The organism is Steroidobacter agaridevorans (genome assembly GCF_009932555.1).
In the GTDB taxonomy this organism is placed as follows: domain Bacteria; phylum Pseudomonadota; class Gammaproteobacteria; order Steroidobacterales; family Steroidobacteraceae; genus Steroidobacter; species Steroidobacter agaridevorans.
This window is the reverse complement of the sequence record NZ_BLJO01000003.1, coordinates 717,396-737,817: the sequence shown is the minus strand read 5'-3', so window position 1 is coordinate 737,817 and position 20,422 is coordinate 717,396. Positions and strand designations below refer to the sequence as shown.

Here is a 20,422-nt window from a genome sequence, read left to right as displayed (position 1 = left end):
GCCCCGACCCTGCATCATGTGCATCAGGGGCGGCATTAATTCAGATGTCGCACGATGTCGTTGTAGAAGGCCAGCGTCATCATCAGGATCAACATCGCGATGCCGATGCTGTGCCCGAGCTGGAGTGCACGTTCTGAGACCGGCTTGCCCTTCACCAGTTCCGCGAGCTGATACACGATCTGGCCGCCGTCCAGGATCGGAATCGGCAACAGGTTCAGCACGCCCAGGCTGATACTGATCAGCGCCAGGATCCCCAGGAAGAAGCGCCAGCCCTGCCGGATCGCGAAGCCGGCCGTTTCGGCGATGCTGATCGGTCCGGAAATCGCCTTCAGCGACACGTTGCCGGTCACGATCCGGCCGACGATGCGCAACGTGAACACCGAGGTGTCCCAGGTCTTCGTGGCCGCCTGCCCCACCGCGGCGAACACGCCGTACTTCTGCAGCGCCACCATGTCCTCGAAGGTGCGGCCGGTCTTGATCGGCTTGTTCTCCGGCCCGACGCCGATCCGTCCGATGAGCTTACCAGCCTCCATGCTCTCGCCGATGGTCAGCGGCACCGCCAGGATCTGCCCATCGCGGCGAATCTCCAACGTCACGTCGCGGCCTGGGTACGGTTTGACCCGCGTCACCAGCTCGCTGAAATCGGCCACCGGCAGCTGATCCACCTTCAGGATCTCATCGCCGACCTTGAGCCCGGCACGGGCCGCAGCGCTGTCGTCCATCACGGTCGCAATCACCGCGGGCACTCTCGGCCGCCAGATATCGAACCCCAGTCCCGGCATGAGCGCGTCGGGCTGCGTGAGCTCGCGGCTGCGATTGCCGGCATTCAGGATCAGGTCGCGCTCGCTGCCATCGACGCCGCGGACGCGCATGTGAATCTGGCCGTCATCGGTGAGGTCGTCGATGATGCCGAGCGTGGCTTCTTCCCAAGTATCGGTGGGCTGGCCGCCGACGTTGACGATGTGATCCTCGAACCGCAGGCCGGCTTGCGCGGCGATCGAATTGGGCTCGACGTCGCCGACGATGGACCGCGGCGCCGGCACGCCCGCGGTGAACAGGATCCAATACAGAAACACCGCGAAAAACAGGTTGAACAGCGGCCCGGCGAGCAGCACGGCAATGCGCTTCCACACCGGCTGGCGAGTGAACGCGCGCGGCAAATCGTGTTCCGGAACATCGCCTTCGCGCTCATCGAGCAGGCGCACGTAGCCGCCGAGCGGAATGGCCGCGATCACGTACTCGACTCGATCCTGGTCGCGGCCGACGCGCTTCCACAGCGGCTTGCCGAAACCGATCGAGAACCGCAGCACCTTGATGCCGAGCCGGCGCGCCACCCAGTAGTGGCCGAACTCGTGCACCGAGACCAGGATGCCGATGGCGATGATGAATCCGACGATGGCGATGAGCCATTCCAGCGGATTGCTTGGGGTAATCATGCACACACTCCCGCGGCCGCCGTCAGGGCCGCTTGCGCCTCGCGACGCGCCCAGTCATCCGCGCCCAACACATCGTCGAGCGAGCTCGCCGGCAACGTCCGGTGACGCGCCAGCACGCGCTCGATCACTTCCGGAATTTCCAGGAATGACAGCCGGCGCTGTAAGAAAGCTTCGACCGCGACTTCGTTGGCAGCGTTCAATACCGCCGGAGCGGTGCCGCCCGCTTCGGCCGCGGCACGCGCCAGCTTCAAGGCTGGAAAGCGGGTCGCGTCGGGAGCTTCGAAGTCCAGCCGCGCGGCCCGCAAAATATCGAGGGATTCTACACCGGAGGCGATCCGCTCCGGCCACCCGAGCGCATGTGCGATCGGCGTGCGCATGTCGGGATTCCCCAACTGCGCCAGCATCGAGCCATCGATGTATTCGACCAGCGAGTGCACGATGCTCTGAGGATGCACGACCACCTCGACCTGCGCCGGCGGCAAGGCGAACAGCAAACAAGCCTCGATCTGTTCCAGTCCCTTGTTCATCAGCGTGGCGGAATCCACCGAGATCTTGCGCCCCATCACCCAACGCGGGTGCTTGCAGGCTTGTTCAGGCGTGACCGCCCGCAACGCGCTGACCGGCGTTCGCAAGAAAGGTCCGCCCGAAGCGGTCAGCAGCACCCGCCGGACATCGGCGCGGGTCACACCGGCCTGAGTCGCGCCCGGGCCGCTCATACACTGGAACACCGCGTTGTGCTCGCTATCCACCGGCAACAACGTCGCCCCACCCTCGCGCACCGCTTGCATGAACAGGGGGCCGGACATCACCAGCGCTTCCTTGTTCGCGAGCATGATCCGCTTGCCCGCGTGCGCGGCGGCCAGGCTGGAACGCAGACCGGCGGCGCCGACGATCGCAGCCATCACCGCATCCACCTGCTCGTGAGCGGCAACTTCGCTCAATGCCGCTTCGCCGACCAATACGCGGGTCGTGCAGCCGGCGGCGTGTAATTCCGCAGTGAATTTCGCGGCCGCGACCGGATCGACCACCACCGCAAATTGCGGACGATGGGCAAGACATTGCTCACGCAGCCGCGCAATGTTGTTGTGAGCGCTGAGCGCGAACACTTCGAAACGATCGGGATGACGGGCCAGCACGTCGAGCGTGCTCAGGCCGATGCTGCCGGTCGAGCCGAGCACAGCCACTCTCATCCGTGCCGCGCTCATCGCAGTAGCCCCAGCCGTTCGAGGCCGATCAGGAATACGGGCGCCGCGGCGGTAACGCTATCGACGCGATCGAGCACGCCGCCATGGCCGGGCAGCAGATTGCCGCTGTCTTTGAGGCCCGCGTGACGCTTGAACATGCTTTCGGTCAGATCTCCGACCACTGAAGCGATCGCAACCAGGATGCACAACGCCATGAAAGGCACGGTGTCCATGCTGAACCACCACACGCCGAACGCCGCCATCAGCGCAGCAGCCACCAGGCCGCCGCCCACGCCTTCCCAGGTCTTGCCCGGGCTGACCCGCGGCGCCAGCTTGTGCTTGCCGAGGGAGCGGCCGGCGAAATATGCGCCTATATCCGCAGCCACCACCAGCAGCAGCAGGAACAACATCAATTGCGGACCTTGCGCATGCAAGCGCACCAGCGCGAGCCAGACCGGCACCAGCGCAAACAGGCCGGCGACCGCGGCCGTGGCGCGATTCACGCTGGCCGGCGCGAAGCCGATCCAAAGCAGCGCCAGTACCCACCAGGCGAGCGAGGCATACAGCAACAGGCTCGATTCGGCGCTATCGACCCCGACATACCAGGCCAGGCCCAGGCACGCCGCAATGAAGGCCACGTAGGCCAGGCGCGTCGAAGTGTGGGTGAATCCTGGGAAAGCCGACCACTCCCAGGCCCCCGCCGCCACCAGCAGCGCCAGCACGGCGCAGGTGATGGGATGGGGAACCCAGAGAATGACGAAGATGACGAAGGGAGCCAGCACCAGCGCCGTAATCACCCGCTGGCGAAGCATCAGCGCGCCCCCACTTGGCCCGGCGTCAGGCCAAAGCGCCGCTGCCGGCGCGAAAAATGCTCGATCGCCGCGTCCAGCTCGCGGGCCCCGAAGTCGGGCCAGAGGGTGTCGCTGAAATACAGCTCGGTGTAGGCGAGATTCCACAGCAGAAAGTTGCTGATGCGCTGTTCTCCCCCGGTGCGGATGAGCAGGTCGGGATCCGGCAGCCCCGCCAGCGCCAGACCGGCGCCGACCGCCGCCTCGTCGATGGCCTCGCTCTGTATCTCTCCGGCAGCACAGCGGCGGGCAAGTTCCCGGGTGGCGTTCGCGATATCCCAACGGCCGCCGTAGGCGACCGCGATCACCAGCGCCATGCCCTGGTTGTTGGCCGTCAGCCGCATTGCCGCTTCCATCCGCTCGCGCAGCGCCGTGGCCAGCTGCGACAGATTGCCGATGAAACGCAGCCGCAGACCGTTGCGATGCAAGCTCTCGATCTCCTCATCCAGCGCTTCGAGGAACCGGTTCATCAGCATCGATACTTCTTCGCGCGGCCGCTGCCAGTTCTCGCTGGAGAACGCGAACAAGGTGAGCGCTTCGACGCCGCGCTCGGCGCAGGCTTCGACGATCTGTTTGACCGTGCGCACGCCCATGCCATGACCCGCCGTGCGCGGCAACGCCCGGGCAGCGGCCCAACGGCCGTTGCCATCCATGATCACCGCGATGTGCCGCGGAATGCCGCCGGAGGTGTGATTCTTCACGAGCTGGTTCGGATCAGATCTGCATCAGCTCTTTTTCTTTTTCCTGCAGCACCTGCTCGATCTCGGCAACGTACTTGTCGGTGAGCTTCTGCACTTCTTCGCCGGCGCGGCGCTCGTCGTCCTGCGACAGCAGCTTTTCCTTGAGCATGTCCTTGATCTCGGTGTTCACATCGCGGCGCACGTTGCGAACCGCGACGCGCGCGTTCTCCGCTTCGTGACGCACGACCTTGGTGAGATCGCGACGGCGCTCTTCGGTGAGCGGCGGCATCGGCACGCGAATCACGGTGCCCGCGGTGTTCGGCATCAAGCCCAGGTCGGACTTCATGATCGCCTTCTCGATCACGCCCACCATGGTCTTCTCCCACGGCGTCACGGTGATGGTGCGCGCATCTTCCAAGGCGACGTTCGCGACCTGATTCAACGGCACTTCATTGCCGTAATACTCGACGCGAATGTGCTCGAGCAGGCTCGGATGCGCGCGGCCGGTGCGCAGCCGCTTCAGCTCATTGCGAAACGCGACGACGCATTTCTGCATACGCTCGACGGCGTCCTTTTTTACGTCTTCTAACATGTGAGTTCTCCGGACTACCCGTTGGTGACCAACGTGCCGACGTCCTCGCCACGCACGATGCGCAGCAGCTCGCCGGGAGTGTTCAAATCGAATACGCGCAGCGGCAGGTTGTTGTCGCGGCACATGACGATGGCGGTGGCGTCCATCACGTTGAGACGATCCATCAGCACCTTATCGAAGGTGAGGCGCGCATAACGCGTGGCGTTCGGATTCTTCATCGGATCGTCGTCATAGATGCCGTTGACCTTGGTCGCCTTGAGCAGCAGATCCGCTTCGATCTCGATGGCGCGCAACGAGGCCGCCGTGTCGGTCGTGAAGAACGGATTGCCGGTGCCGGCGGCGAGGATGGTCACCCGTCCCTTCTCCAGGTGGCGGACCGCACGCCGCCGGATGTATTCCTCGCAGACCTCGTTGATGCGGATCGCCGACATCACCCGGGCGTGCATGCCGAGCGCCTCGATCGCATCCTGCATGGCGAGCGAGTTCATCACCGTCGCCAGCATGCCCATGTGGTCGCCGGTCACGCGGTCCATGCCGGCGCGGGCCAGACCCGCGCCACGGAAAATGTTGCCGCCGCCGATCACCACGGCCACCTGCATCCCGAGGCCCATGACCTCGCGGATCTCCATCGCCACGCGCTTGAGGAACTTGGGATCGATGCCGTAGTCCTCCTCGCCCATCAGCGCTTCGCCGGAGAGCTTCAGGAGGATGCGACGTAGGCCGTTCGGAGCGGGGTTGGCTGCCATGAAAACCTTAGCGTTCAGATAAAACCCAGATAAACCTGTGGGCCATTATAAAGAACCCCGCCGTAGCGGGGTTCAAATCGTAATGTCTTCTTAAGCTTGCCGGAGGTTACGCCTTCTTGGCGCTCTCCACCTGCTTGCGCACTTCCTCGGCGAAATCTTCCTGCTTCTTCTCGATGCCGGCGCCGACCTCGTAACGCACGATGGACAGCACTTCGCCGCCCGCCTTCTTCAGGTACTGCTCGACCGTCTGCTTGTCGTCTTTGACAAACGGCTGGCCCATCAGCGTGATCTCGTTCAGCCACTTGCGGACCTTGCCCTCGACGATCTTCTCGAGCAATTCGCGCGGTTTGCCGGCGTTCTTCGGATCCTGCGCGGCCTGCTCGACGAACACGCCCTTCTCCTTGGCGACTTCGTCGGCCGGCACTTCGGAGGCCGTGACGCGCGCCGGATTGATGGCGGCCACGTGCATCGCGATGTCCTTGGCGACCGCTTCGTCGCCGGACTTCATCACGACCAGCGCGCCGATGCGCGTGCCGTGCAGGTAGGCGCCGACCACGGCCGGGGCTTCCACGATCTGGAAACGACGGATGCTGATGTTCTCGCCGATCTTGGCGATCAACGCACGGCGCCATTCTTCAATAGACTTGGCTTCGATCGCCTGGCCGCCCGCAATGGCCTGCTCGCCCAGCGCGGCCACATCGGCCGGACGCTGCTCGAGAGCCACTTTGGCAACCGCGCTGGCGAAGTTCTGGAAGTCCTTCTCGCGCGCGACGAAATCCGTCTCGCAGTTCACTTCGGCGATCGCGGCGCGCTTGCCGTCGGCCGAGCGCTCCAGAACGATCACGCCTTCGGCGGCGACGCGGGAGGCCTTCTTGTCGGCCTTGGCCAGACCGGCCTTGCGCATCGCTTCCGCGGCGGCGTCCAGGTCGCCATTGGCTTCGACCAGCGCCTTCTTACATTCCATCATGCCTGCGCCAGTTCTCTCGCGCAGGATCTTCACTGCTTCAGCTGTAACGGCCATGGATCAATTACTCCGTCGGCTTGGCAGCGCCGTCCGCAGCGGGGGCAGCAGCCGCAGGCGTGCCGGTGGTGCCCGGCTTGCGCTTGGCGAGCGCCGCCTGACGGCGCGCCATGAACTCTTCGGGGGACACGTCGCCTTCGACGTCATCGACCTCGGCGGCCACGACTTCCTCGACCTGGCCTTCGGCCATCTTCTCGGGAGCGCGACGGCGCGTCGGGGTCTTCTTCTTCACCTGAGCCGGCTTGCCGCCGCGCTCACGACGGGCGGGAGGCGCACCGGCCGACTTCGGCTTCGGCTTGCCTTCCTCGTCCAGCTCGACGAACTCGTCTTCGCCCGCCGGCACTTCCGGCTGCGCCGAACGGCCGTCCAGCACCGCATCCGCGACGCCTTCGGCGTACAACGAGATGGCGCGCATGGCGTCGTCGTTGCCCGGCACGACGTAGTCCACGTCATCGGGCGTGCAGTTGGTGTCGACGATGGCGACGACCGGGATGCCCAGCTTCTTCGCCTCGTGAATGGCAATCTTCTCGTGACCCACGTCGATCACGAACAGCACGTCGGGCAGCGACTCCATCGCCTTGATGCCGCCCAGGCTGCGTTCCAGCTTCTCGCGCTCGCGACGCAGGCCCTGGGCCTCGCGCTTGCTGTGCTGTTCGAGCGTGCCGTTGGTCGCCATCTCATCGAGGGTCGTCAGACGCTTGATGGAACCGCGCACGGTCTTGAAATTGGTGAGCATGCCACCCAACCAACGGTGGCTGACAAAAGGCATGCCGGCGCGCTGCGCGGCAGTCTTCACAGCTTCACGGGCCGAACGCTTGGTGCCGACGAACAGCACGCGGCCGCCGTCCGCCACGACCTGGCGGATGAAGCCCGCTGCGTCGTTGTACATCGGCAGCGTCTTTTCGAGGTTGATGATGTGGATTCGGTTACGCTCGCCGAAGATATAAGGGGCCATCTTCGGGTTCCAGAAGCGGGTTTGGTGTCCGAAATGAACGCCCGCTTCCAGCATCTGTCGCATGGACACGCTGGTCATCGCAAAACTCCTAAGGGGTTGAGCCTCCATCTGCCCCAGCTGACGACTCGTATTCATCCCGGAGGATTCAGTACGAGCACCCCGTCACCTGTGTCGGTCAGATGTGAGAATTCAGGTTAAAGAGAGAGATTCGTTGCCAAAAAAACGCGCGCTTTATACCATAAACTCCATGATCGTTCACAACTTTTTCCTGCTGGCCCTAAACCCATGATGCGCGGGCTGTTGCAGTCGCTAAACCGTAAGGTCGCAGGCGTCGAAGAAAGCGCGGCCTCCCTGACTTCCGCCCCCAATGCCATGCAGGTGACGATCAAAACTCCCGCCGAACAGGAACAGATGCGCGTCGCCGGTCGACTGGCCGCGGACGTGCTCGACATGATCGGCCCGTACGTCGTGCCCGGCGTCACGACCGAAGAGCTCAATGCCCGCTGCCACGACTACATCGTCAATGTGCAGAAGGCCGTGCCGGCTCCGCTGAATTACCGCGGCTTCCCGAAGTCGATCTGCACCTCGGTGAATCACGTGGTCTGCCACGGCATCCCGAGCCCGGACAAGCGCCTGAAACAGGGCGACATCATCAATCTGGACATCACCGTCATCAAAGACGGCTGGCATGGCGACACCAGCCGGATGTTCGCAGTCGGCAAGATCGCGCCGGCCGCGCAGCGGCTCATCGATATCACCCACGAAGCCATGTGGACCGGCATCCGCCAGATCCGCCCCGGCGCCCGGCTGGGCGATCTTGGTGCAGCCATCCAGCAGTTCGTGGAGCCGCAACACCTGTCGATCGTGCGCGAGTATTGCGGACACGGCATCGGTCGAATCTTCCACGAAGATCCCCAGGTGCTGCATTATGGCGAGCGAGGCCGCGGCGTAGAGCTGGTTCCCGGCATGACCTTCACGGTCGAGCCCATGGTGAATGCCGGCAAACGCCACGTGCGGCTGCTGCCCGACGGCTGGACCGTCATCACCAAGGATCATTCCTTGTCCGCACAATGGGAACACACGGTCCTGGTGACCGACACCGGCTACGAAGTGCTGACCCTCGGCGCCGCTCAGCGCTGAGTATCATTGCACCCTTCTCTCGGTTCTTAGTCGGGTCCCCATGCCTGTCGTCACGCCAGATGACCTGGAAGAGCTTGCCTCGCCTACGCAGGCAAGCGATCCGTTGTGGGACTATCTCGCAGCCATGCAGCCGCAGCTGGCCGCGAATCCGCAAGATGTCGCGACCTTCCGCACGGCCCTCACCGAGGGCGACAACCGCCTCAAGCAGCGCTTTCTCGATGACGAGCCGGTCGAGCGCCTGGTGCGCGACCGCGCGCGCCTGGTCGACGCTTTGTTGAAAACCGCGTGGTCGATGCACATCGGCGAACACGTGCGCGACGTTGCATTGATCGCGGTCGGCGGCTACGGGCGCGGCGAGCTGAACCTCTGTTCCGACATCGACATCATGATCCTGCTGCCCAAGAGCGAATCCGCTCCGTGGCAGGGCTCGCTGGAAAAATTCCTCACCTTCATGTGGGACATCGGCCTGGAAGTGGGCCACAGCGTGCGCACCATCGACGACTGCCAGCGCGAAAGCGCCGCCGACGTCAGTGTCGCGACGACGATGATCGAAGCCCGCCTCCTCCAAGGTCCCGAGTTGTTGTTCGAAGCGATGCGCCGCGCGCTCGCGCCCGAGCGCGTGTGGCCGACGCGAGACTTCTTCGAAGCGAAGGTCGCCGAGCAGACGGCTCGTCACCATCGTTATTACGACACCGCGTACAACCTCGAGCCGAATGTGAAATCGAGCCCGGGCGGCCTGCGCGATATTCAAACCATCGGCTGGGTTGCGAAGCGCCACTTCGGCGCCGAGTCGCTCGATGAGCTGGTCGAGCACGGCTTTCTCACCCGCAGCGAATTGCGCAAGCTGAAAACGGCGCAAGCGTTCCTGTGGAAAGTCCGCTTCGCGTTGCACGTGCTGACGTCGCGCCGCGAAGACCGCTTGCTGTTCGATCATCAGATCCGGCTCGCGAAAATGTTCGGTTACGAAGACGCGACCTACACGCTCGCGGTCGAACAGTTCATGCAGCGTTACTACCGCACGGCCATGGATGTGAGCCTGCTGAACGAAATGCTGTTGCAGCTGTTCCGCGAGGCCATCCTCACCGATCCGAACGTGCCGCCGGTGCCGGTGAACGCACGCTTCCAGATCCGCAACGACTACCTCGAAGTCACCTCCGACGACGTGTTCGATCGTTATCCGTCGGCCATGCTGGAGCTGTTCGTCATCATCGAGCAGAACTCCGAGAAGATCCGCGGCGTGCGCGCGGAAACGATCCGTCAGCTGACGCGCCATCTGTGGCTGATCGATGAAGAGTTCCGCCAGCATCCGCGCAATCATCGTTTGTTCTTCGAAATCCTGAGCGCGCCGGTCGGCGTGACGCACGAGCTGCGTCGCATGAACCTGTACGGCGTGCTCGGCCGCTACATTCCGGCGTTCGGCCGCATCGTCGGCCGCATGCAATACGATTTGTTTCATGCGTACACGGTCGACGCGCACACCCTGTTCGTCGTCAGCAACCTGCGTCGCCTGGCGATGCCGAAGTACGATCATGAGTTCCCGGCGTTGTCGCGCATCATGCAGTCGCTGCCGAAGCAGGAGCTGGCGTATCTGGCTGCGATCTTCCACGACATCGCCAAGGGCCGCGGCGGCGATCACTCCGATCTCGGCTCGGTCGATGCCGAAGCCTTCTGTCTCGAGCAGGGCCTGTCGCGTTACGACGCCCGCCTGGTCGCCTGGCTGGTGCGCAACCATCTGGTGCTGTCGGTCACCGCGCAGAAGAAAGACATCTCCGATCCGAAGGTCATCAACGAATTCGCCCAGCACGTCGGCGACCAGACGCATCTGGATTATTTGTATGTGCTGACGGTCGCGGACGTCCGCGGCACGAATCCGAAGCTCTGGAACAACTGGAAACAGTCGTTGTTCGCCGAGTTCTACGAGCGCACGCGCCAGGCCCTGCGTCGCGGCCACGAAAGCCCGCTCGATAAGGATGAGTTGATCGCGGAGACGCAGGCGCGAGCCAAAGACCTCACGGCGCGCAATGGGGTCGGCGAAATCCTGCGGCAATCCGTGTGGCAGCGATTCACCGTCGATTACTTCCTGCGGCATACGCCGGAAGAAATCGCCTGGCACACGAAGATGCTGGCGGAGCGCGATAACGGCGATCAGGGCTCGCTAGTGTCGGTGCAGCAGCTCTCCGGACGCGGCGGCACGGGCATTTCGACATACACGCCGCAGACTCAGCACAGCTTCGCTCGCACCACTGCCCTGCTCGACCAGCTCGGCTTGAACATCGTCGACGCTCGCATCACGCCGACCGCCGATGGCTTCAGCCTCGATGTGTATCACGTGCTGGAAGATACCGGCGCGGAGATCACCGATCCGGCGCGCATTCGTGACATCGAGCAACAGCTGGCGCACGCGCTGTCGAAGCCCGACAACGTTGCTGTGACCGTGACTCGTCGCGCCCCTCGCCAGGTGCGCATGTTCACGACCGCGACGCAGGTTACGTTCAGCGAAGAGCCGGTGAACGGCCGGACCATCGTCGAAATCATCGCCGGCGACCGGCCTGGCCTGCTCTCGCAAGTCGCCAAAGTGTTCATGGCTTCGGAGGTGAAGATCTTCACCTCGAAGATCATGACCGTGGGCGAGCGCGCCGAGGACGTGTTCTACATCACCGACGACGCCGGTGGACCCTTGAGCGCCCAGGCGAAGCAGCAGCTGGCGCAACGAATTACCGAGACACTCGACCGCCGCGTATGAATCCCGCTCTGAACAAGCTGCAGCCGTATCCCTTCGAACGGCTGCGGACGCTGCTGGCCGGCGCTCAGCCGCCCGCCGATCTCTCCTGGATCGCGATGTATATCGGCGAGCCGAGACACCCCGCGCCGCCGTTCGTGATCGACGCGCTCACGCGCAACATGGAAGGCCTGGGCAGCTATCCCCTCACCGCGGGCATTCCGCAGCTCCGCGAGTCGATCGCCAATTGGCTGACCCGTCGTTTCCGGTTGCCGGTCGGCTCTGTATCGCCCGAGTCGATGGTCCTGCCGGTCAACGGCACTCGCGAAGCGCTGTTCGCATTCGTGCAGGCCATGACGGATCCGAGCAAGCAGCCGCTGCTGGTGATGCCGAATCCGTTCTATCAAATCTATGAAGGCGCGGCGCTGCTCGCGGGCGCCGAGCCCTACTTCGTGCCGAACGATGCCGCCCACTCGGCATTGCCCGATCTGGATGCCGTGCCCGCCGATGTCTGGAAGCGTTGCCAGATTCTGTTCCTGTGCTCGCCCAGCAATCCCACCGGCGCGGTGGCCAGCATCGAATATCTCCAGCACGCATTGAAGCTCGCGGAGCGCTACGACTTCATCGTCGCGTCCGACGAGTGCTACAGCGAGATCTATTTCGATGAAGCCAATCCGCCCGCGGGCCTGCTGCAAGCCGCGGCCGCCGCCGGCAACACGTCATACGAACGCTGCGTCGTGTTTCACAGCTTGTCGAAGCGCTCCAGCGTGCCGGGCCTGCGCTCCGGGTTCGTCGCCGGCGACGCCAAGCTGATCAAGCCGTTCCTGCTCTATCGCACGTATCACGGCTCGGCCATGCCGCCGCCGGTTCAGTTCGCCAGCATCGCGGCTTGGAACGACGAAGCGCACGTGCTCGAGAATCGCAATCTGTACCGCCAGAAGTTCGCGGCGGTTCTGCCGATCCTGCGCGAGGTAATGCCGGTCGAATTGCCCGAGGCCGCGTTCTATCTGTGGCCCGAGGTCGACAACGACGAGCGCTTCACGCGCGAGTTGTTCGAGAGGCAGAACATCACGCTGTTGCCGGGCAGCTACATCGCACGCCCCATGCCCGATGGCACCAATCCAGGGCGGGGCCGCGTGCGTATTTCACTGGTCGCGAAGGTGCCCGAGTGCATCGAAGCCGCCTCACGCATTCGCGAGTTCGTGAAGAGCAGGAAATAACACCACTGACTTTAGTCAGTGGTTGGCGCTCGGTTTGGGATACAATTCCGCCATGACCGAGCTAGCCAACATCATCAACGCCGCTTTCGAGCGTCGCTCCGAGTTCAATCCCAAGAACGCCCCCACCGATGTCCGCGGTGCAGTCGAAGAAGCTCTGACGCTGCTCGACAACGGCAAGGCCCGGGTCGCCGAAAAGCGCGACGGCAAATGGGTCGTCAATCAGTGGCTGAAGAAGGCCGTGCTGCTGTCGTTCCGGCTTTATGACAATCGGCCGATGGAAGCCGGCTTCACCCAGTTCTTCGACAAGGTGCCGCTGAAGTACTCCGATTACGACGAAGCGCGCTTCCGCGCCGAAGGTGTGCGCGTCGTGCCGCATGCCATCGTCCGTCGTGGCGCATTCGTGTCGCCGAATTCGATTCTGATGCCCTCCTACGTCAACGTCGGCGCCTTCGTCGGCGAAGGCACGATGGTGGACACGTGGGCAACCGTCGGTTCGTGCGCGCAGATCGGCAAGAACGTGCATCTGTCGGGCGGCGCCGGTATCGGCGGCGTGCTCGAACCGTTGCAGGCCAACCCGACCATCATCGAGGACAACTGCTTCATCGGCGCCCGCTCCGAGATCGTCGAGGGCGTGATCGTCGAGGAAGGCGCGGTCATCTCGATGGGCGTATTCATCGGCGCCAGCACCAAGATTTACGACCGCGAGCGCGATGAAGTCACCTATGGTCGCGTGCCCGCCGGCGCGGTCGTCGTTGCCGGCTCGCTGCCTTCGGCGACCGGCAAATGCGGCCTGTACTGCGCCGTGATCGTGAAGCGCGTCGATGCGCAGACGCGCTCCAAAGTCAGCCTCAACGAACTCCTGCGCGATTGATCCCTACTTCGGGTACTTCGTCACCAGCAGGCTGTAGACAGTCTCGGCGCCGGTGACGAAGTTGCCCAGGCGCATGTTCTCGTCGAACGTGTGCTGATTGTTATCGGCGTTCACCGTCGGCACCAGCAAGAACGGCAGTCCCAGCGCCTCGACCAGTACATCGGTCGGCACCGTTCCTCCCATCATCCTGATTCGCACCGGCTCCGCCTTCGGCGCCGGCGCAGTGGCCGACTTCAAAGCAGTCATCGCCCAGCGCCCGACCGGCGCATCCATCGGCACGCGCGCCGCGGCTTCCACGCTCCCGAGCTTGAACATCGCGAGCTTGTCGTAGTTCGCGCGCTGCTCTTTTGTCGGCGCCGCGTCGACCAGATGATAGCCCTGTTTCTCGATGTGACGTTTCAGCAGCTCGAACAGGCGGCGGCCGTCCGTCTCCGGTGTCGTGCGGATGTCGATTTCAGCGACGGCTTCGCTGGGCACGATGTTCGACGCCTTTGCTCCGACCGAAGCCGAGGCCATGCCTCGCACGTTGAGCGATGGATACTGAAGCGCTTCCTGGTAGGTCGCACCGACGCGCTCGGCTTTCGCAATACCGGCGCGCTTGAGCAGCGCGGCCTCATCGTCGCCGGTCGCTCTGAGAATCTGACGGTCGGCGTCGCTGAGCTCGATGCCATCGTAATAACCCTCGACCCGCACACGCCCGTCGTCATCCTTCATCGATGCCAGCAACGAAGCGAGCCGCAGCGCCGGGTTCGGCACATAGTTGCCGAAGTGACCGCTGTGTAACGGCGCGGTTGGCCCAAATACGGTCAGCGTCGCCTGCGTGATGCCGCGATTGCCGAACACCAGCGTCGGCTTGCCGGAGCCATGCAGCGGCCCGTCGAGCACGATCAGCGCGTCCGCTTTGAACAGCTGCGCATGGGCTTTGACCGTGGTCGCGAGACTCGGCGAGCCCATCTCCTCTTCCGAATCGAGCAGCACTTTGACGTTGATGGCCGGTGTCTTGCGCTGTGATTGCAGTACATCCACCGCCGTCAGCAGCATGACGATGGGCGATTTATCGTCGGACGCCGAGCGTGCGAACACGCGCAGCTCCGGGTCGAACGGCTTTGCAAACAATCGCTCCCGCGGCACCTCTTGCCACGCGCCCTGCGCGTTTCTCTCCTTCACGACCGGCTCGAAGGGATCTTTCTGCGCCCACTCTTCTTTGACGATGGGCTGCCCATCGAAGTGGGCATAGAACAGGATCGTCGGCACCGACGCCCGCGCACCGTCCAACTCGGCCAGGAGCATGGGCCGCCCGGCGGGATTCTCGAGCCGATGGGTCTTGAAGCCGCGCTTCTGAAAGCTCTGCTCCAGGAATACGACGTTGCGCTCGATGTCCTTCGGCTCGGCTGCAACGTTCGGCAGGCTGAGCAGCTCGAGATACTCCGGGAGGTTCTTCTGCGTGGCCGCCGTGATTGCTGTGGCCTGCGAGCCGGCGAACGCATTCGCCTGCAGCAGCAGAACGCACAGGCCTGCCGCGATGCTGTTCAGTCGATGCATCAATTCGCTCCCGCCGCGCGACTATCCTGCTTGCCGCCCCACTGCACATACATCAAGCATTCATCGCTGAGACAACTGTCGACGTGCGTCTGATTGCCGGGTTGGAACCAATAGCTGCCCGGACCGAGCAGCTTGGCGGTCGCCGCGGTTTCGCCGGGCTGCCAATGTTTCATCTGGCCTTTGACCACGACGAGATCGTAGTCCGAGGAGTGAACGTGCATGCGCCCGTCGCCTTTGCCGAACTTCATCAACATGGACGAGGGTCCATTCGCCGGATCGCCGCGGAGGATGGCGACCTCTGGAGACCCCGGCCGTGCGGGATCCATGGGCTTGAACACAGCGCCCTCGATCGGAGTCACGATCATTTGCGGTCCGGAGGCCGCGTAGATGCCGGCGGCGAAGCCGAAAACAGTACAGGCGACCGATAGGGATATCGCGCGACGAACCATGGCAGGCCCCCTTCCGATAGATCGGCGCATCATACGATGTCGCGACGCTGGGGGAATCTGCGTCGAGTCGGCCGGCCGCCATCGTGCGGCGGAGCGTGAGAAATTATTTCTCGGGCGTGCCGGCTTCGGCGGCTTTCTTTGTATGTCTTACGTCTTCGCCGCTGGCGACGAACAGGACTTGCTCGGCGATGTTCTTGGCATGATCGCCGATGCGCTCCAGCCCTTTGAGTGCGAACACGGTATCGATCGTCGCGCCGAGGAAACGAGCGTCTTGCATGGCCAGCGTCAGGATCTGACGAAGGGCGGCGGCAAACTCATCGTCGAGCTCCGAATCGCGAGCCCGCACGGCGCTCGCCATCTCCGCATTCGATTCGTCCAGGGAACGCACGGCATCGCGAAGCATGCCCGTGGTCAGCTCCGCCATGTGCCGAAGGAAACGTGCGACCGCGAGCACTGGCCCTTGCGGCTCGCCCGTGGCGACGCGGGCGGCGAACTTCGCGATCTTCTTCGCTTCGTCGCCGGCGCGCTCCAACTCGACCGTGATCCGCGACGCGGCCTTGGCCATGCGCAGATCGCTCGCCATCGGCTGATGAAGCGCGATCAGGCGAAACGCCTCGCGATCGACGAAACGCTCCAGCTCGTTGACTTTGTTTTCCCGGGACAGCACCAGGTCGGCGACTGCGGCGTCACCGTCGAGCAGCGCACGCACGGCGGCCGACACCTGGTCGATCACCAGCCCGCCCATGCCCACGATCTGCAGGCGCAGATCGGAGAGCGCGGCATCGAATGCCTTGGCGGTATGGCCTTCCACGGGATCGGACCCGCCCATGTTCATGGCGATAGAAAGTTAGCCGTAACGACCGGTGATGTAGTCTTCGGTCGCCTTCTTGCTCGGGTTGGTGAAGATCTTGGCGGCCTCGTCGAATTCGATGAGCTCGCCGAGATACATGAAGGCGGTGTAGTCGGAGACACGCGCCGCCTGTTGCATGTTGTGAGTCACGATCAGCACCGTGACCTGATCGCGCAACGTCGAGATCAGCTCCTCGATCTTGGCCGTGGCGATCGGATCGAGCGCCGAGGTCGGCTCGTCGAACAGCAGGATTTCCGGCGTGGTCGCGAGCGCGCGGGCGATACACAGACGCTGCATCTGGCCGCCGGACAATGCCAGCGCCGAATCCTGCAAGCGGTCTTTCACTTCATCCCACAACGCGGCGCCACGCAGCGCCTTCTCCACTTCCTCGGCGAGCGTCGCGCGATTGCGCACGCCACGCAGACGCAGCCCATAGGCCACATTTTCAAAAATCGTCTTGGGGAACGGGTTCGGCTTCTGGAACACCATGCCGATGCGCATGCGCACTTCGATCGGATCGATGCCGGCACCGACCAGATTGATGTTGTCCGGATGCAGCGTGATGCTGCCTTCGTAGCGCGTGTCCGGCTGCAGATCGTGCATACGGTTGAAACAACGCAGGAACGTGCTCTTGCCGCAGCCCGACGGACCGATCAGCGCCGTGACCTGCTTGTCCGCAATGGGAATCGAGAGGTTCTTCAGCGCGCGGTTCTGGCCGTAATAGAAATTCAGGTTCTCGACCTGCGCCTTCACGCTGGTGATCGCACGCGACTGACGAGTGTCGTCCACCGCGATGTTCACGCGAGGCGTCACGGCTCCGGCCGGGCGCGCATTCTCTTCGTTACGCAAAGTGCTCTCCGGGGTGCCCCGTGTGCTCGTGGTCTCGATCATAGGTCACCAATTGATCTTCTTGCGGAAGCGGTAGCGGATCCAGATCGCCACCGCGTTCATGAGCAGCGTCATGCCGAGCAGGATAGCGCCGGCCGCAGCCGCGTTCGCCTGGAACGCCTGGTCCGGACGCGACACCCAGTTGAACATCTGGATGGGCATGGCCGTGAACGGATCGTTCAACCACTGGAAAGAGATAAACGGAAACTCGCTGGTGATCGGCGAGGACGGCAGGAACGCGATGAAGCTCAGCGCGCCGATGGTGATGATGGGCGCCGTCTCGCCGATGGCGCGCGACAGGCCGAGGATCATGCCGGTGAGAATGCCGCCCGTGGAGTACGGCAGCACGTGGTCCTTGGTCACTTCCCAGCGCGTGGCGCCCAGGCCATACGCCGCTTCGCGAATCGACTTCGGCACGGCGCGGATCGACTCACGCGTCGCGACGATGACGATGGGCAGGATCAGCAGCGCCAGCGTCAGGCCGGCGGCGGCGATGCTCTGCCCCAGCCCGAACTGATACACGAACAGGCCCAGCGCCAGCAGGCCGTAGACGATGGACGGCACGCCCGCCAGATTGGTCACGTTGATCTCGATGATCGCGGTGAACCAGTTCTTCGGCGCGTACTCTTCGAGATAGATCGCCGCGGCCACGCCGACCGGCACCGCGCAGAACGCAGTCACCAGCATAATCAGCGAGGTGCCGACCCAGGCGCCCAGAATGCCGGCGCGCTCGGCGCGGCGTGACGGGAAGTTGGTGAAGAAGTCCCAGCCGAAGCGCTCCGAGCCGTCGAGCACCAGGTTCATGAACAGCACGGCCAGCACGCCCAGACAGGCGAACATCAGCACCAGGCCGACGATCACGAACACCTGGTCGAGCATCTTCCGCCGCGACAGGCCGGTGCGGATCGAATCCGGGTGCAAATAATCCGGAACGTTTGCGGTGGCCATCAGTACGCCTCGCGGAACTTACGCGTCAGCGAGAAGCCGATCACGTTGAAGATGAGCGTGATCAACATCAGCACCAGACCGGCGGCAAAAATACTCTGATAACCGATACTGCCGTGGGGCAGATCGCCCAGGCTGACCTGCACGATGTAAGCGGTGATGGTCGCGGCCTGCTCGCGCGGATCGAAGGTGAAGTTCGGCTGCATGCCGGCGGCGATCGCGACGACCATCGTCTCACCGACGGCGCGCGAGATGCCGAGAATGAACGCGGCCGCAAGGCCGGAGAACGCGCCCGGCACAACGACACGGAGCGCCGTCTGCAAGCGGGTCGCGCCCATCGCGTACGAGCCTTCGCGCATGTAACGCGGGACGGCGCGCATCGCGTCTTCGCTGACCGACGCGACATAAGGAACGATCATCAAGCCGATCACCAGGCCGGCGCTCAGCATGTTGAAGCCCGGCAGCTCGGGCATGAGCATCTGTAACAACGGCGTCACCGCTGTCAGCGCGAAGTAGCCGTACACCACGGTCGGCACCGCGCCGAGCAATTCGAGGATCGGTTTGACCGTCTCGCGCAGCCGGTGCGACGCGAACTCGCTCAGGTAGATCGCAATGATGGTGCCCACCGGCACGGCGACGATCAGCGCCACGATCGTGGTCGTCAACGTGCCCGCCACCAGCGGCAGGATGCCGTAGTGAGCGTCCGCGAACAGCGGCGTCCACATCGTGTCGGTGAGGAAGTCTTTCAGCGAGACGTGCTCGAAGAACGCGGCCGATTCGGTCAACAGGATGACCACGATGGCCAGGGTCGTGAACACCGCGACCAGGCCGGCCGCGAGCAGGAACGTCTCGACGATGCGGTCCCGGATCTTGCGGTAGCGCAGGCCGCTGCGCGAAACCAGATCGTTGGAAGTTGTAGCCGCCGTAGAAGCCATAGATACCCGCTTGCCCGTGTGTCACGCCGCCAGGTGCGTGCACCGGCCCGTCCGCGAAGGGCGCATTGTAGTGTTACAGCGCCTCTGATCCCAGCTCCAGCTGTGGCGGAACTCCCGGCAAGGGGAGCACCGGGAATTCCGCCCGCTGGTTTACCCTATTTATCGAAGCCGATTAGAGCTTGCCTTCGCGCGCCAGCAGCGCGTCGATGGTCACACCGACTTCCGGCACGCCGCCGAACACGGTGCCCAGCTTCTTGTCGTTGAAGTGTTTCAACGCCACCTTGTAAGCCTCGGCCGGCAGCGGGACATAACCCACTTCCTCGGCGAGCTTGGCGCCATCGGTCAGGTAGAAATTGATGAACTCCTTGACTTCGGCGCGGGCGGCGGCGGTATCGCGCACGTAGATGAAGAGCGGACGCGACAGCGGGTTGTAGCTGCCATCGTTCACGGCGGCGATGCTCGGGCCGATTTCCTTGCCCTGCGGATTCACGATCGGCACCGCGCGCATCTTGTCCTTGTGCGCGATGTAGTACGCGTAGCCGAAGTAGCCGATGGCGTTCTTGTTGTTCTCCACGCCCTGCACGAGCACGTTGTCGTCTTCGCTCGCGGTGTAGTCGCCACGGCTGGCCTTGGCCTTGCCGTTCACGGCTTCGGTGAAGTAGTCGAACGTGCCGGAGTCGGCGCCGGGACCGAACAGCATCAGCGGCTGGGCCGGCCATTCGGAACGCACCTGGTTCCACTTGGTCACGCGGCCCTGCGCGCCCGGCTCCCACATCTTCTTCAGGTCAGCCGCGGTCAGCGACTTGACCCAGTTGTTCTGCGGGTTGACCACGACGGTCAGCGCGTCGAACGCCACCGGCAGCTCCATATATTTGATGCCGGCCTTGGCGCAGACTTCCATCTCTTCCTTCAGGATGGGGCGCGAGGCGTTGGAGATGTCGGTCTCGCCACGGCAGAAGCGCTTGAAGCCGCCGCCCGTGCCGGCGATGCCGACGGTGACGCGAACCTTGCCCTTCTTGCTGATCTGGAATTCCTCGGCGACCGCTTCGGCGATCGGGAACACGGTGCTGGAGCCGTCGATCTTGATGACGCTCTGCGCGTGTGCGAACTGCGGCGCGGCTACAGCCGCGAAGCCCGTCAGGAAGACCGACGCGCCCAACTTGTGCCACAACTTCATTGATTTGAACCCTCGTTATGGGAGAGAGGACCGAAACAGGTGAATCAGCTAGCTGGCGCGGAGTCTGACGGCCTTCGATGACAGTCGTATTACAGCCGGGCCGGTTCGGCTCCGATTTCGTCATCTGGGCGTAACAAGCCGCTCACGGTCGCAGAAAATTCGTTTTGGGGTAGCGACTTAGCGACACCCCTTGCGAGCCGGGGTGCACCTGGATATAAGACCGC

General features: G+C 63.7%; 18 protein-coding genes and 1 pseudogene. 4 read left to right on the top strand and 15 right to left on the bottom strand.

What is annotated here, in order from left to right:
• Positions 1–35: 35 nt before the first annotated feature.
• From rseP to rpsB, 8 genes and pseudogenes are all read right to left on the bottom strand, one after another.
• A complete protein-coding gene (gene rseP / locus GYH35_RS14045) occupies positions 36–1,436 on the bottom strand; it encodes an RIP metalloprotease RseP (protein WP_161828778.1) in 1,401 nt (466 codons plus the stop codon).
• Positions 1,433–2,641, bottom strand: coding sequence for a 1-deoxy-D-xylulose-5-phosphate reductoisomerase (gene ispC / locus GYH35_RS14040; RefSeq protein ID WP_235936776.1), 1,209 nt, complete (start codon positions 2,639–2,641; stop codon positions 1,433–1,435). Before ispC ends, rseP begins: the two co-directional genes overlap by 4 nt.
• On the bottom strand, positions 2,638–3,432 hold the full coding sequence (locus GYH35_RS14035) for a phosphatidate cytidylyltransferase (protein WP_161828777.1): 795 nt from the start codon (positions 3,430–3,432) through the stop codon (positions 2,638–2,640). Before GYH35_RS14035 ends, ispC begins: the two co-directional genes overlap by 4 nt.
• A complete protein-coding gene (gene uppS / locus GYH35_RS14030) occupies positions 3,432–4,169 on the bottom strand; it encodes a polyprenyl diphosphate synthase (protein WP_268894936.1) in 738 nt (245 codons plus the stop codon). Before uppS ends, GYH35_RS14035 begins: the two co-directional genes overlap by 1 nt.
• A 13-nt stretch (positions 4,170–4,182) precedes the next feature.
• Positions 4,183–4,740, bottom strand: coding sequence for a ribosome recycling factor (gene frr, locus GYH35_RS14025; RefSeq protein WP_129647086.1), 558 nt, complete (start codon positions 4,738–4,740; stop codon positions 4,183–4,185).
• Positions 4,741–4,754: 14 nt separating this feature from the next.
• Positions 4,755–5,486, bottom strand: a complete 732-nt coding sequence (pyrH, locus tag GYH35_RS14020) for a UMP kinase (RefSeq protein WP_161812387.1) — start codon at positions 5,484–5,486, stop codon at positions 4,755–4,757.
• Between the two features lie 106 nt (positions 5,487–5,592).
• A complete protein-coding gene (gene tsf, locus GYH35_RS14015; RefSeq protein ID WP_161828776.1) occupies positions 5,593–6,507 on the bottom strand; it encodes a translation elongation factor Ts in 915 nt (304 codons plus the stop codon).
• 298 nt (positions 6,508–6,805) lie between these two features.
• A pseudogene (gene rpsB / locus GYH35_RS14010) lies at positions 6,806–7,540 on the bottom strand (30S ribosomal protein S2); the annotation flags it as partial.
• 294 nt (positions 7,541–7,834) lie between these two features.
• Between rpsB and map the strand changes: the two are divergent.
• From map to dapD, 4 genes are read left to right on the top strand one after another with little or no spacing between them, the layout of a single operon-like run.
• Positions 7,835–8,602 carry a type I methionyl aminopeptidase gene (map, locus tag GYH35_RS14005; RefSeq protein ID WP_161812581.1) on the top strand — a complete coding sequence of 256 codons (768 nt, stop codon included), beginning with the start codon at positions 7,835–7,837 and terminating at the stop codon, positions 8,600–8,602.
• Positions 8,603–8,642: 40 nt separating this feature from the next.
• On the top strand, positions 8,643–11,345 hold the full coding sequence (glnD, locus tag GYH35_RS14000) for a [protein-PII] uridylyltransferase (RefSeq protein ID WP_161812384.1): 2,703 nt from the start codon (positions 8,643–8,645) through the stop codon (positions 11,343–11,345).
• On the top strand, positions 11,342–12,541 hold the full coding sequence (gene dapC, locus GYH35_RS13995; RefSeq protein ID WP_161828775.1) for a succinyldiaminopimelate transaminase: 1,200 nt from the start codon (positions 11,342–11,344) through the stop codon (positions 12,539–12,541). Before glnD ends, dapC begins: the two co-directional genes overlap by 4 nt.
• 52 nt (positions 12,542–12,593) lie before the next feature.
• Positions 12,594–13,412 carry a 2,3,4,5-tetrahydropyridine-2,6-dicarboxylate N-succinyltransferase gene (dapD, locus tag GYH35_RS13990; protein WP_161828774.1) on the top strand — a complete coding sequence of 273 codons (819 nt, stop codon included), beginning with the start codon at positions 12,594–12,596 and terminating at the stop codon, positions 13,410–13,412.
• Between the two features lie 3 nt (positions 13,413–13,415).
• Here the strand turns inward: dapD and GYH35_RS13985 are convergent, their stop codons facing one another.
• From GYH35_RS13985 to GYH35_RS13955, 7 genes are all read right to left on the bottom strand, one after another.
• On the bottom strand, positions 13,416–14,954 hold the full coding sequence (locus GYH35_RS13985) for a M20/M25/M40 family metallo-hydrolase (protein WP_161828773.1): 1,539 nt from the start codon (positions 14,952–14,954) through the stop codon (positions 13,416–13,418).
• A complete protein-coding gene (locus GYH35_RS13980; RefSeq protein ID WP_161828772.1) occupies positions 14,954–15,403 on the bottom strand; it encodes a DUF4437 domain-containing protein in 450 nt (149 codons plus the stop codon). Before GYH35_RS13980 ends, GYH35_RS13985 begins: the two co-directional genes overlap by 1 nt.
• Positions 15,404–15,506: 103 nt before the next feature.
• Complete coding sequence (gene phoU, locus GYH35_RS13975; RefSeq protein ID WP_161828771.1) at positions 15,507–16,214, bottom strand: phosphate signaling complex protein PhoU; 708 nt, start codon at positions 16,212–16,214, stop codon at positions 15,507–15,509.
• A gap of 36 nt (positions 16,215–16,250) precedes the next feature.
• Positions 16,251–17,144 (bottom strand): phosphate ABC transporter ATP-binding protein PstB, encoded by an 894-nt coding sequence (gene pstB, locus GYH35_RS13970; protein ID WP_161812378.1) that lies wholly within the window; start codon positions 17,142–17,144, stop codon positions 16,251–16,253.
• Positions 17,145–17,147: 3 nt separating this feature from the next.
• Positions 17,148–18,089 (bottom strand): phosphate ABC transporter permease PstA, encoded by a 942-nt coding sequence (gene pstA, locus GYH35_RS13965; RefSeq protein ID WP_161812377.1) that lies wholly within the window; start codon positions 18,087–18,089, stop codon positions 17,148–17,150.
• Positions 18,089–19,021 carry a phosphate ABC transporter permease subunit PstC gene (pstC, locus tag GYH35_RS13960; RefSeq protein ID WP_161812376.1) on the bottom strand — a complete coding sequence of 311 codons (933 nt, stop codon included), beginning with the start codon at positions 19,019–19,021 and terminating at the stop codon, positions 18,089–18,091. The genes pstA and pstC overlap by 1 nt, the downstream gene beginning before the upstream one ends.
• A 172-nt stretch (positions 19,022–19,193) precedes the next feature.
• Positions 19,194–20,198, bottom strand: coding sequence for a PstS family phosphate ABC transporter substrate-binding protein (locus GYH35_RS13955; RefSeq protein ID WP_161828770.1), 1,005 nt, complete (start codon positions 20,196–20,198; stop codon positions 19,194–19,196).
• Positions 20,199–20,422 lie beyond the last annotated feature (224 nt).